The 13,033-nt window shown below is 60.6% G+C and carries 12 protein-coding genes; 8 read left to right on the forward strand and 4 right to left on the reverse strand.

Annotated features, from left to right (window positions below):
- Positions 1–53: 53 nt before the first annotated feature.
- From ACP15L_RS01925 to ACP15L_RS01935, 3 genes are all read left to right on the forward strand, one after another.
- Positions 54–920 carry a helix-turn-helix domain-containing protein gene (locus tag ACP15L_RS01925; RefSeq protein WP_425082920.1) on the forward strand — a complete coding sequence of 289 codons (867 nt, stop codon included), beginning with the start codon at positions 54–56 and terminating at the stop codon, positions 918–920.
- An 80-nt stretch (positions 921–1,000) separates the two neighbouring features.
- Positions 1,001–1,183: a hypothetical protein gene (locus tag ACP15L_RS01930; RefSeq protein WP_170373905.1), complete on the forward strand. Its 183-nt coding sequence runs from the start codon at positions 1,001–1,003 to the stop codon at positions 1,181–1,183.
- 289 nt (positions 1,184–1,472) lie between these two features.
- On the forward strand, positions 1,473–2,453 hold the full coding sequence (locus ACP15L_RS01935; RefSeq protein ID WP_425082921.1) for a GlxA family transcriptional regulator: 981 nt from the start codon (positions 1,473–1,475) through the stop codon (positions 2,451–2,453).
- 174 nt (positions 2,454–2,627) lie between these two features.
- Here the strand turns inward: ACP15L_RS01935 and ACP15L_RS01940 are convergent, their stop codons facing one another.
- Genes ACP15L_RS01940 through ACP15L_RS01950 form a run of 3 tightly spaced genes read right to left on the reverse strand, consistent with a single transcriptional unit; the run spans position 2,628 to position 5,638 of the window.
- Positions 2,628–3,674: an aldo/keto reductase gene (locus tag ACP15L_RS01940; protein WP_425082922.1), complete on the reverse strand. Its 1,047-nt coding sequence runs from the start codon at positions 3,672–3,674 to the stop codon at positions 2,628–2,630.
- A gap of 34 nt (positions 3,675–3,708) precedes the next feature.
- Positions 3,709–4,167 carry a DNA polymerase III subunit chi gene (locus tag ACP15L_RS01945; protein ID WP_170373908.1) on the reverse strand — a complete coding sequence of 153 codons (459 nt, stop codon included), beginning with the start codon at positions 4,165–4,167 and terminating at the stop codon, positions 3,709–3,711.
- 4 nt (positions 4,168–4,171) lie between these two features.
- Positions 4,172–5,638 carry a leucyl aminopeptidase gene (locus ACP15L_RS01950; RefSeq protein ID WP_425082923.1) on the reverse strand — a complete coding sequence of 489 codons (1,467 nt, stop codon included), beginning with the start codon at positions 5,636–5,638 and terminating at the stop codon, positions 4,172–4,174.
- 229 nt (positions 5,639–5,867) lie between these two features.
- On the opposite strand from ACP15L_RS01950, the gene lptG reads away from it, so the two are divergent.
- The 5 genes from lptG (at position 5,868) to rsmA (ending at position 12,263) form a co-directional block, all read left to right on the forward strand.
- Complete coding sequence (gene lptG, locus ACP15L_RS01955; RefSeq protein ID WP_425082924.1) at positions 5,868–6,968, forward strand: LPS export ABC transporter permease LptG; 1,101 nt, start codon at positions 5,868–5,870, stop codon at positions 6,966–6,968.
- Positions 6,968–9,130, forward strand: a complete 2,163-nt coding sequence (locus tag ACP15L_RS01960; protein WP_425082925.1) for an LPS-assembly protein LptD — start codon at positions 6,968–6,970, stop codon at positions 9,128–9,130. Before lptG ends, ACP15L_RS01960 begins: the two co-directional genes overlap by 1 nt.
- Entirely contained in the window at positions 9,121–10,374 is a 1,254-nt protein-coding gene (locus tag ACP15L_RS01965) for a peptidylprolyl isomerase (protein ID WP_425082926.1), read from the forward strand. Before ACP15L_RS01960 ends, ACP15L_RS01965 begins: the two co-directional genes overlap by 10 nt.
- The gene (pdxA, locus tag ACP15L_RS01970; RefSeq protein WP_425082927.1) at positions 10,371–11,336 is read left to right on the forward strand and encodes a 4-hydroxythreonine-4-phosphate dehydrogenase PdxA; all 966 of its coding nucleotides are present in this window, start codon (positions 10,371–10,373) and stop codon (positions 11,334–11,336) included. The genes ACP15L_RS01965 and pdxA overlap by 4 nt, the downstream gene beginning before the upstream one ends.
- Before the next feature lie 84 nt (positions 11,337–11,420).
- Positions 11,421–12,263: a 16S rRNA (adenine(1518)-N(6)/adenine(1519)-N(6))-dimethyltransferase RsmA gene (rsmA, locus tag ACP15L_RS01975; RefSeq protein WP_425082928.1), complete on the forward strand. Its 843-nt coding sequence runs from the start codon at positions 11,421–11,423 to the stop codon at positions 12,261–12,263.
- A 55-nt stretch (positions 12,264–12,318) separates the two neighbouring features.
- Here rsmA and ACP15L_RS01980 read toward each other — a convergent pair whose 3' ends face one another.
- Entirely contained in the window at positions 12,319–12,900 is a 582-nt protein-coding gene (locus tag ACP15L_RS01980; protein WP_170466528.1) for a DUF4167 domain-containing protein, read from the reverse strand.
- Positions 12,901–13,033 lie beyond the last annotated feature (133 nt).

Here is a 13,033-nt window from a genome sequence, read left to right on the forward strand (position 1 = left end):
GGGAATTCTGAATATGATTAACAAAAATCATCAGAAATGATATTTATCTCCTTATGATAGAGAAAATCGACAAACGAGTCCGCGCTGCTCAGTTTCGCCAGCGACTTTCCCGTGCGATGGAGGACACCGGTGTCAGCCAAAGCGGTCTTGCCCGACATATCGGTGTCGACCGCTCGACCGTATCACAGCTGCTGACCGATGAAGGCGCCCGCTTGCCCAACGCCCATGTAGTCGGCAGTTGCGCTTCTGCTCTGGGCGTTTCCGCGGATTGGCTGTTAAGCCTGTCGGACCGTCCCGAAAGCGCCGCGGAATTGCTGGCGAGCTCTCTGACCATGACCGAGGCCCCCCGCGCCCTTGTCGATGAGCGTATTTTCCAATGGCATCAAGAGGCTGCAGGCTACAAAATCCGTTACGTGCCCGCCACCCTGCCCGATATGCTCAAGACGCGGGCGATCCTCGAATGGGAATACGCCCCGCATTTGGGCCGCACTGCAGATCAAGCGATTGGCGCGTCCGAGGATCGCCTGTCCTGGATGCGCAGCGCCCAGTCGGACTATGAGATCGCCATGCCTCTGTACGAGATCCGCAGCTTCGCCCTCGGCACCGGCTATTACGAAGGGCTGCCTTTGCCCGTGCGTCTGGAACAGATCGACCACCTTCTGGACCTCAGCGAGCAGCACTATCCCCGCCTGCGCATCTATCTGTTCGATGCCAAACGCCTGTACTCCGCACCTGTCACGATCTTCGGGCCCCTTCTTTGCGTCTTCTATGCGGGCAGCCACTATATGGCCTTCCGCGACCGCGACCGGATCGAGGTGTTCAGCCGGCATTTCGATACTCTGATCCGCGAGGCTGAGATGACCGCCCGCCGATTCCCGGAATATCTGCGCGGATTGCGGGACGAGATTGCAAAGGGCTGACGCCTCAAACGTGCGGTTTTCCGGTTCCTGTAGTATAGTGACACCGCGAACGCGCAGACACTCTACGGAGGATGATCAGAATGGACGCACTACAAACAGCTCAATATGCACGCGCCCTATATTCCGCGCACGGCGACCGGGCCGAGGCAGAAGCCGCTCAGAAGATGCGCGAATGTGAGGCCGCCGGAAACACACAAGAGGCCAAAGACTGGCAGGCCGTCCGCCGCACAATCCGCCAGATCCGAGGTCCGAATCAAGGCTGACACCTAGCTCCACGCGCTTGTCGCGCCCTCAAAAACAACACGCTCCGCCCATCCGGTTCGCGGGCCAATTCGGCTGGCCAGCAGATCGAAACACGGTGCCCGGCCCTGTCTGATGGGCGGGCTCCTAACAATGGAATACCTGCCGTTTTCCGGGCGAAAACGTTTTCCCCAAGTTATACCCAGTTTTGACCAATGTTTTCCCCAGGCTTCTCCCCGGATTCCGATTTGCGCAACCGCCGCCTCTGGCGCAGCCTTGTGGAAACACTTGCCAGAATGCGAATCGAACTTGATGAAATCCGCAAAAAACATACTGCAACCGGAACATCGTGCCCTGAAAACGGCGCTGTTGGTTCTGAATGAATGCAGCACGCTCTGCTTCGCCTCGGCCGTGGACCCGATGCGCGCGGCCAATCGTTTGGCCGATCGCCCGGCCTTTGATTGGGACTATGTGACCCCGACGGACGCGCCGGTCATGCTGACCAGTGCGCTCGCCGTTACCGGTATCCCGCTGGCCCGTCTGCAAAGCTGCGACCTGATGATTGTGGTTGCCGGATTTCAAATGGCCCGCCAAGCAACACCCAGCCTTCTCGCGGGATTGCGGCGTATCGCGGCCACGGGTGCCACCATGGCCGGCATAGACGGAGGGCCCTGGCTGCTGGCCGAGGCTGGTCTGCTCGATGGTCACACCGCGACCACCCATTGGGACGATCTTGACAGTTTCGCGAGCCGCTTTCCCAAGGTCGATGTTCAAGCAAACCGCTTCGCAATCTCCGAAAACCGTCTGACCTCGGGCGGCGCGATCCCCGCGGTCGAGATGATACTGCACATCATCGCGGCACGTCATGGCGCAAGCTTTGCTGCACGTGTCTCAAACCAATTCCTATGCGAAGGCGCTCCGGCCCAAACCAAAACAGACGCCCCCAAGGCGAACCACCACTCCGCGCTGACGTCCAAGGCCAATAGCCTGATGGAGGCCGCCCTCGACGATCCGCTGCCACTGGCCCATATCGCCGACCGGCTGGGCACCAGCCCCCGCACTCTGCAACAGCAGTTTCGCCTGCGCCTCAACACCACGCCGCAGGACCACTACTTGCAACTGCGCATGGCCGAGGCCCGCCGACTGGTGACCGATACCGACATGTCGCTGATGGACGTGGCTCAGGCCACCGGGTTCACCTCGCAATCCAGCTTTGCCCGCGCCTTCCGCACAGCCCACGGTTTGTCGGCCCGTGACCTCAGACAGGATGGTGCCTACCCCACCCATCACTGACCGGATCCACTCCATCTGGCCAGAAATACCTCGGGGGAGGCGCGCGGCACGCGCGGCGGGGGCAGCGCCCCCTAGATCGCTTCGGGTTAAGCCTGCGACACGAATACCCGCCACGCTTTCCGCGTTCTCGGGAAATTCTTGTCACTTGGCGATCTAGGTAAAACCCGAAACGTCTCAATACGGCATCGGATGCGCTTTGTGCGCCGCCTCGATCTCGGACAGAACTTCATCCGACAAGCGCAGATCAACGCCAGACAGGATATGCTCCAACTGCGCCACTGTCGTTGCGCCAAAGATGGCTGACATCATGAACGGCCGGGTCCGGCACCAAGCCAGCGCCATGTGCGTCGGGTCCAGCCCATGCCGCGCAGCGATCTGCAAATAGACGTCAACGGCATCAAAAACCCGCTCGGACTTGCGCCCCCCCAGTTCAGGCGTCAGTGACATGCGCGAGGCTTCGGGAATGGCGCCGCCCTGATATTTGCCGGTCAGCAAACCCGTCCCCAAAGGCGAGAACGCCATCAGGCCTACATCTTCATGAACGCTCAACTCGGCCATGTCCGTATCAAACAGCCGGCACAGCAGCGAGTATTCGTTTTGAACCGACGCCACCCTCGGTGCACCCATCTGCTCGGACAAACGCAGCCATTGCGCTGTCCCCCAGGCACTTTCATTGGATAATCCAAAGGCCCGGATGTTGCCCTTGTCGACCTGAACCTGAAGCGCCTCCAGACACTCCTGCATATTCTCCAGCACTTCATCGGTGTTGTGCCCCTTCGGGGAGAACGTCCAGTTCTGCCGGAACATATAGCTGCCGCGATTGGGCCAGTGAAACTGATAGAGGTCGATATAGTCGGTCTTCAAACGCTTCAGTGAGCCCTCGATGGCCTCGGGGATTGTCTGAGCGGTGATCGGCGCGCCATCGCGGACAAAGCGAAGCCCCTCACCGGAATGCTTGGTGGCCAGAACATAATCCCCCCTACGCGCGGTATTGGCAGCATTCCAGTTGCCAAGGATTTCCTCGGTCCGGCCAATCGTCTCTTTGGCGACCGGATTGACCGGGTACATCTCGGCGGCATCGACAAAATTGATCCCGGCCGCCAGCGCCACGTCCATCTGCGTATGCGCGTCCGCTTCCGAGGTTTGCGATCCGAATGTCATCGTCCCGAGACACAGATCAGACACCATGATCCCGGTGCGGCCCAAAGGCTTCATTTCCATTTGTCGCTCTCCTGATTTCCGCAACAGCCGCGCGCTAGGCTTCGGCTTTCTTTTCCCAACGGCCCGATTCCTCGGACCAGTATTGCGCTGAACATCCCGCGCCGGTCAGCGCTTTCCATTGGCCACGCGCATGTTGAACGGCCTCCATGTCATTGCCGTCGAACAGAATGCAAACCCGGTCCAAAGCGGCGACCTCATCCGGGTCAACCGTGGCCCCGTCCACCGCCATCACGCAGCTGGCATCGTTTGCGGCCTGCATGTCCGACGTCAGCAGGATCGGTTGCATCGCATCGTGCAGCCCACCGGCTCGTCCATGCGGCAGGAACCCGTCCTCGGGTCCCAACCACAGTTTTTCATCCAGCCAGTCCAGCCGCGCAGGATCAGTCCCCCGCACGGCGATCTTCCACCCGGCCTGACGCGCCTTGTCCAGCAGGACCGGCAAAGTATGCTCCAGCGGCTGACGGGTCAGGTGATAGAAATAGACGGCCCCCATGGGTTTACTCGAAATTGTCCTGCACAAAGCGGCTCAGCGCACGCACGCCCCAGCCTGTGGCGCCTTTGGGGGCATAGGATGTCTCAGCCGCGACCGAGGCAACACCGGCGATGTCGAGGTGAATCCATGGTGTCTCTTCCTTGACGAACCGCTGGAGAAACTGCGCCGCCGTAATCGAACCCGCAGGCCGCCCGCCGACATTCTTCATATCCGCGATACGTGACTTCAACTGCTTGTCGTAGGCCGCGCCCAACGGCAGCCGCCATGCGCCTTCGTCCTCGGCCTTGGCCGATTTCAGGAAGGCATCGCAGAAGGTGTCATTGTTCGAGAAGACACCTGCATTCTCATGGCCAAGTCCGATGATGACCGCCCCGGTCAGGGTTGCCAGATCGATCATACCAACCGGAGAGAACCTTTCCTGCGCGTACCACATCACGTCGCACAGAACCAAACGGCCCTCAGCATCTGTGTTAATGATCTCGACCGTATCGCCCTTCATTGATTTCACCACGTCGCCCGGACGGGTCGCATTGCCTGAGGGCATGTTCTCGACCAGCCCCACAAGACCAACCACATTGGCCTTGGCCTTGCGCTTGGCCAGCGCCCGCATGGTGCCGGCCACAACCCCTGCGCCGCCCATGTCCATGGTCATGTCTTCCATGCCACCCGCCGGTTTCAGCGAGATCCCTCCGGTGTCGAACACAACGCCCTTCCCGACAAGCGCCAGCGGCGCATCGTCTTTGTCGCCCCCGTTCCACTGCATCACCACAACTTTCGACGGGCTGACTGAGCCCTGCCCCACGCTCAGCAGCGTGCGCATGCCCAGTTCGGCCAGCTTGTCTTCCTCCAGCACCTCGACCTCGAGGCCCAGCGATTTCATCTCGTCCAGACGGTCGGCGAATTCGGTGGTGGTCAGGATGTTTGCAGGCTCATTCGTCAAGTCGCGAGTCATCCGCACCCCATCGGCAACCGCATACATCGGTGCAAAGGCCGCCTCGGCCTCGTCATGCTTGCTGTGGCTGATCGTGACCGAACCTGCCGCATCGCTATCCTTGGTTTTGTGGACGTCGAAATCGTAACTGCGCAGAGCGATGCCCATCGCCAGATCTTCCACGCGCACCTGATTGCCCGCCATCACCAACAGGTCTTTGCCACCGGTCAGTTTTGCCAATGCCGCGCCCGCTTTGCGCGCCTCATCCGCTTCGGGGCGGCGCGGCAGGACCACGATATCCAACGCGTGCGCGGCCATTCCAACCGGCCACGCCAAAGAGATCACATCCCCGGTTTTCACCTTTTCGAACCGATCGCTTTCCACCAATCGAGCAACCGCTCCACGCGTCAGTTTGTTGGAACGCCGCACGGCGGGGCTCATCTTGCCATCCGCGGGAATGATGATTGCCACGCGCCCTTCCGCCTGCGCCATGGCATCCACGTCAAAAGCCTCAAAACGGATTGGTACCAGACTGCTCATAGCAAACTCCTCAAAATCTGTTCCCCAAGACCTAGCCCGCGCTGCGCGGCTTGACCAGATAGCAGTTTTCCCCGCCCGCCATTTGCATTAAGGTCCTGCAAAAATAAACGGCAGGCTCGGGGGAGATCTAAGTGGCACCAAACGGCAGGCATTCGCTGTCGCGCATGATGACATGCATTGGCGATCCGGGCGTGAACCCCTGCGTTTCAAGCCCTGAGAGGGTCTTTTCGTGATCCTCGACCGCTATTTCGCGCGCCGCTTTCTTCAAAGCTTTGTGGTCATCGGCGGCATCTTTCTGACCCTGATGATTCTGATCGACCTGATCGAACAGCTGCGCCGCTTTGACGACTATGACCTGTCCGTCGGCCAACTGCTGGGTTTGACACTGCTGAACACCCCTGCCGCGATCAGCGAGATGCTGCCCCTGCTGATTATCCTGTCCACCATCGCGCTGTTCGTTGGGCTGGCGCGCACCTCAGAACTGGTGGTGACCCGCGCCACCGGTCGCTCGGGCCTGCGGGCGCTGGTAGCCCCCGTCACCCTGGCCCTGATGATTGGCATTCTGGCCGTTGCTTTGCTGAACCCGATCGCCGCTGCGACCTCGGAAGAGTTCGAGCGCTTATCGGACGCCTACCGTGACGATGGCAGCTCAGCCCTATCGATCAGCCGCGAGGGGCTGTGGTTGCGTCAAAGCTCGGACAATGGCCAATCCGTGATCCATGCCAGGGGTACATCGAACGGGGACACTCTGGGTCTTGACGATGTGACTATCATTACCTTCTCGGGCGGCGGCAAGCCAAACCAGCAGATCGTGGCCGAACGCGCGGAACTAACCAACGGAACTTGGGTTTTGACCGACGCCAAACTCTGGCCGCTGCGAGACGACCTCAACCCTGAAACAAACGCTGTTTCGCATGAACGTCTTGAGCTGCCGACCACACTGACGCGGGAACGCATTTTGGATACGCTGGGCAAGCAGGACTCGGTCTCGGTCTACGATCTGCCCAAGCTGATCCAAGATTTGGGTGAGGCCGGGTTTTCGACCAAGCAATATGAGGTCTGGCTGCATGTCCAACTTGCCCGGCCCCTGTTTCTGGTTGCCATGGTCCTGATCGGAGCGGCCTTCACCATGCGCCATGTGCGCTTTGGTGGAACCGGTGTGGCGGTGCTAACGGCTGTACTGTTGGGCTTTGCGATCTATTTCGTGCGCAACTTCGCGCAGATTCTTGGCGAAAACGGCCAGCTTCCGATCTATGTCGCTGCCTGGGCGCCGCCCTTTGCGGCGATTCTACTCGCGCTTGGCCTGTTGCTGCACGCGGAGGACGGCTGATGCAACGTTTTCTGCCGTTTGCAGCGACCAGCCTGCTGGCCATGACCCTGCCCCTTGGCCTGGCCGCGCAGAATCTGTCCGATCCGACCGTCACTCAAAGCCCGGCCCAAGAGGAAGAACCGGCGCTGCTTGTGGCCGACAAGATCTTTATCACGCCTGAGCGCAAGTTGGTGGCTGAAGGCAATGTCGAGGCGTTTCAGGGTAACGTCAAACTCAGTGCCAATCGCATCGTCTATGACCGCGAAAGCGGAGAGCTAACGCTGGATGGCCCCGTCCGCATTGATCAGGGTGGGCAAACGACCGTACTGGCGGAGTCGGCGCAGCTGGACAACGGGCTTCAGAATGGCCTGCTGGTTGGCGCGCGGATGGTGTTCGAGCAGCAGGTACAAATTGCATCCGTTCAGGCCCGCCGCGCCGGAGGGCGCTACACGCAATTCAGCAAGATCGCCGCAACCTCGTGCCATGTCTGCACCGATGGCCGTCCGCCTCTGTGGCAGATCCGGGCGCGTAAGGTCACGCATGACTCGTTAGAGCGGCAGCTTTACTTTGAAGGAGCGCAGCTGCGGGTGCTGGACGTTCCCGTTTTCTACTTCCCCTATCTGCGCCTGCCCGACCCGACGCTGGAGCGTGCGACCGGTTTCCTGGTGCCGTCCATTCGCACCACCTCTCAGCTTGGAACCGGGGTGCAGGTGCCGTATTTCTTCAAAATTGGTGACCACAAGGACCTCACCCTGACGCCCTATCTCTCGTCCAAAACCACGACGCTTGGCTATCGCTATCGACAGGCTTTCGTGAATGGTCGGATCGAGATCAACGGCGCGCAGACCCGGGACGACATACAACCGGATCAGGATCGCGGTTATCTGTTCGCCGAAGGCTGGTTCGACTTTAAAAATGACTATCGCTTTACCTTCGATCTGCAGACGACCTCGGATGATTCCTATCTGGCCGATTACGGTCTGCCCGATTTGGACCGCCTCCGCAGCGAAGTTGCGCTGGAACGGATCAAGCGCGACACGGCGTTCCGGACCAGCTTCATCCACTACAAGACGCTGCGTGACAGCGAAGATCAGGATGAAATCCCCTCGCGCATTTTCGATCTAAACTTCCAAAAGCGCTATTTCCCAACCTCCGTCGGCGGAGAGGTTCGGGTAAACGTCATCGCCCACGCGCATGAACGCACCAGCGATGAGGACGTGGTCGGACGCGACGTGGCGCGCACAACCTTTGACGCCGAATGGCTGCGCAGCTGGACCTTTGCCACCGGATTGCGGGCAGATGCGTTGTTCGGTGCCTCCATTGACGCGTTCAACATCCGCCACGACAGCAATTTCCCCACACAAGAAACTCGGACGACCCCTCGGGCCGCCCTGACCTTGCGCTATCCGATGACACGCCGCGAAAAATCCGGCGCGACGCAATTTCTGGAACCCATCGTTCAGTTCGGCTGGACGGATGTCTCTGACAATGACGTGCCTATCGACGAAAGCACGTTTCAGGAATTCGACGAGGGCAACCTGCTGTCTCTGTCGCGCTTTCCGGCTGAGGATCGCCGCGAGGACGGCGCAACCGCCGCTGTCGGCGTCAACTGGGCGCGCTATGGTCGCGGAGGCTGGCAGGCACTTGCCTCGGTGGGCCAAGTCTTTCGTGCGGATGCCGATCCGGATTTCACTCTGACTTCGGGACTACAGGGCACATCGTCCGATATCCTGCTGGCCGGTCAGCTCAAAACCGCTAATGGCTGGTCTTTGGCCGGGCGCGGAATTCTCAACGGTGACCTTAGCTTTGCCAAGGCCGAGCTGCGTGGAGAGTGGGCGAAAGAAGGTTCAGCCTTCACCGGCAGCTATATCTGGCTGGAACCCGACCCGGCTGAAAACATCGAAGAGGCGGTCTCCGAGGTCTGGCTGCGCGGGCGCTATCAGGTCGACCAGAACTGGCTGACCCGGGCCGAGGCCCGCTATGACCTGAACGAATCCGAACCCATCCGCCTAGGCCTCGGCGTGACCTACCAGAACGAATGCGTTCGGGTTAACATGTCCGTAAGGCGGCGCTTTACTTCAACATCAACTATTGAGCCTTCGACAGAATTCGGCTTTACCGTATCGTTGACAGGATACGCCCTCGAAGGCGCTGGTAACACTTACAAGAGAACATGCAGTTGATATCAACTTTCTCACGGTTTCTTCGTTCCGCTTCGATCCGGCTGGTGCTTCCGGCCCTGGCCGTTACGACTCTTACCTTCACCGCGCCACATACGTTTGCGCAAAGCCTGTTTTCGCCAGCGATCCGGGTCAATCAGGACGTGGTCACTTGGTACGAACTGGAGCAACGGCAGCAATTCGTGAACGCGCTTGGCATCGCTGGCGGGTCCGAGGCCGAAGTTCGACAGGCTCTGATCGACGAGCGCCTGCGCAAACAAGCTATGCGAGAAGCCGGGATCGAGGTCCCGCCCGAGGCGATTCAGGCAGGGGTCGACGAATTCGCAGCCCGTGGGCGCCTCAGTACGGAACAGTTCCTGCAACTGCTGGCCAACGAAGGCGTGGACCCGGAAACCGTTCGCGATTTCGTCGCTGACCAGCTGACATGGCGCAACTATGTCAGCGCCCGTTTTCTATCTCAGGCCACCCCCTCCGAGGAAGAAATCAACCGAGCGCTCGGTCAAGGCGGCGGCGGTGGACTTCAGGTGCTACTGTCGGAGATCATCATTCCAGTGAACCAACAAACCCTCGCCCAGACTGAGCTTTTGGCCGAAGAAATCGCCAATCTCGAAGGGTTTGAGGCATTTTCTGCAGCGGCAGCCCAATACTCGGCCGCGGAAACCCGCAATAATGGAGGTCGCCTTGACTGGTTGAACCTATCTGGTTTGCCCCCGGCGCTGCAACCCGTGGTTCTGGGCTTGAAGGATGGCGAGATCACTAGACCTATCGGCCTCCCAAACGCCATAGCTCTTTTCCAGATGCGCGGTTTGCGTGAAGTTGCAGCGGGCACACCGTCATATTCCGAGATTGACTACGCTATCTATTACATGGCCGGTGGCCGCAGTGCTGAGACCCTGGCCGCTGCAGCAAAACTGCGCGAAGAGATCGACACATGCGATGACCTATATGGCATCGCAAAGGAACAACCTGGCGAAGTACTCAACCGTGTCGTCGCCGCCCCCTCCGAGATTCCACGCGACATAGCGATCGAACTGGCCAAACTGGATCCGAACGAAGTCTCGACCGCGCTGACAAGCAACAATGGCCAAACGCTGATGTTCATGATGCTGTGCAACCGCACCCGTGATCTGGGTGAGAACACCTCGCGCGCCGATGTGGCCAACGCGCTGACACAACAGCGTTTGCAGGCCCTTGCGGACAGCCTGCTGGAACAATTGCGCGCCGACGCCAGCATCATCGAGCAATGAGCGCACCCATCGCGCTCAGCTGCGGCGATCCGGCGGGCATAGGCCCCGAGATCGCCGCCAAAGCATGGGTGGAATTGCGCAACGCCTGTCCCTTTTTCTACATCGGCGACGTCGCGCACCTGCCATCAGACACACAGGCCCAGCTGATCAGCGACCCGGTCGAGGCCATCTCGGTTTCCCAAACCGCCCTACCGGTTTTGCAGCTGAACTTCCCAGCCCCCAACACGCCCGGCCAACCCGACCCGGCCAATGCGCCATCGGTCATTGATGCCATCGAACAGGGCGTTTCCCTTGTGCAATCCGGCGCGGCGTCGGCCCTGTGTACGGCCCCGATCCACAAAAAGGCGCTCATCGACGGAGCAGGTTTTTCTTACCCCGGCCATACCGAATTTCTGGCAGCGCTAGCGGGCCGTGAACGGGTGGTGATGATGCTGGCCAGCGATCAACTGCGCGTCGTGCCCGCGACCATTCACATCCCCCTCTCCCGTGTCCCGCAAGAGCTGACCCCGGCCCTGCTGCACGACTCGATCGAGATCACCGCCACCGGCCTGCGCACCCAGTTCGGTATTGAGGCCCCGCGCATCGCCGTGGCCGGTCTGAACCCCCATGCGGGCGAAGGCGGCAAAATGGGAACCGAGGAGCTCGACTGGATCGCCCCGATGCTGGCGAACCTGCAACCCGAGGGCTACAGCGTGACAGGCCCACACCCCGCCGACACGATGTTCCACGCCGCCGCGCGCAGCCGCTATGACGCGGCCGTCGCGATGTATCACGATCAAGCCCTGATCCCGATCAAAACGCTGGATTTCGACCGGGGCGTGAATGTCACCCTGGGCCTGCCCTTCATCCGCACCTCGCCCGATCACGGCACCGCGCTGGACATCGCAGGGCAAGGCATCGCCAACCCAACCAGCCTGATCGAAGCGCTGAAACTCGCGCAGAAGATGGCACAAAGCGCTTGATCCTTCACCCGGCTGGAAATATCCCCGCCGGAGGCAAAAAATCACTGGCGCTGACCACCCCAAACGCGTCACGGTAACCGGATCATGAGCGCTATCGACACCCTCCCCCCCCTGCGTGAGGTCATCGCGACCCACCAGCTGTCCGCCCGCAAATCGCTGGGCCAGAACTTTCTGCTGGACCTGAACCTGACCGCCAAGATCGCGCGCCAGGCCGGAGACCTCAGCACCTGTGACGTTCTGGAAATCGGCCCCGGCCCCGGAGGGCTGACCCGTGGGCTGCTCTCTGAGGGCGCGCGCAAGGTCGTGGCGGTGGAAAAAGACACCCGCTGCATCGCCGCTCTGAACGACATCGCCGCCGCCTATCCCGGCCAGTTGGAGGTGATCAACGGCGACGCGCTGGAAATCAATCCGCTGGAACACCTGACCCCGCCCATCCGAGTCGCGGCCAACCTGCCCTATAACGTCGGCACCGAGTTGCTGGTGCGCTGGCTGACCCCGCCGGTATGGCCGCCCTTCTGGCAAAGCCTGACGCTCATGTTCCAGCGCGAAGTGGCCGAACGCATCGTCGCCCAACCCGGAAGCAAAGCCTATGGTCGCCTTGCCATTCTGGCTCAATGGCGGGCCGAGGCGCGTATCGCCATGTCTCTGCCCCCCGGTGCGTTCACCCCGCCGCCCAAAGTCTCCAGCGCGGTGGTTCACCTGACCGCCCTGCCCGAGCCGCGCTATCCCGCCGATGCCAGCACCCTGTCGCGCGTCGTTGCGGCCGCCTTCAATCAACGCCGCAAAATGCTGCGAGCTTCCTTGAAAGGCGTGGCACCAGATATCGAGGACCGCCTGAACGCAGCGGGCATAAAGCCCACCGAGCGGGCAGAACAGGTCCCGCTTGAGGCCTTTTGCGCCCTCGCGCGCGAAATCAAAAAAACCTAAGCGCAACAAAAAAGCCCCGGATCAAACCGGGGCTTACTTCGTATCCGTGCAGGGCTTACTCAGCCGCTTCGGGCGCGTCCCCGTCGGTTTTTGGCGCTTCCTCAGCCGCAGGTGCAGCTTTGGGCTTGCGAGGCGCGCGCGGTTTACGCGGAGGCTTTTCCTTCTTCTCAGGGGCCTGAGCACCTTTGTCTTTGCTCTCAGGGGTCTCAACCAACCCGCTTTCCGGCGCAGGCTCGGGCGCGCTGAAATCCATTACATCAGGCTGGGGCGCCTCGGCCGGGTCGGCCTGACGGGCGGCTTCACGCTCCTGACGTTCGGCGCGTTCACGGTCGCGCTCGGCTTGACGTTCGCGGTTCTGGCGCTCCTGCTCTTCGCGGCGCGCTTCAATCTCGCGCTGCGCCTCGCTCAGCATCCGCAGATAGTGTTCGGCATGCTGCTGAAAGTTCTCAGCCGCGACACGGTCATTGGACAGCTGTGCGTCGCGCGCAAGCTGGTTGTATTTGTCAATGATCTGCTGCGGTGTGCCACGCACCTTACCCTCGGGGCCCGAGCTGTCGAACACACGGTTGACGACGTTGCCGCCAGAAGGACGATTGCGGTTATTTTTGGCCCGCGAGCGGGATTTGGAAGATCTCATCTTACTTTACGTCAGCCTTATCAATTCGCTGCCGATCAACCCGTACCTTACGCTGCTCAGAGGCCTGTCCCGTAACGTGTCATCGGCTTTTTTGGGCTTGGCGTCAGGGGCGCGCTGAAGCAGCGTCAACCTC

Source organism: Ruegeria profundi (assembly GCF_049800715.1).
In the GTDB taxonomy this organism is placed as follows: domain Bacteria; phylum Pseudomonadota; class Alphaproteobacteria; order Rhodobacterales; family Rhodobacteraceae; genus Ruegeria; species Ruegeria profundi_A.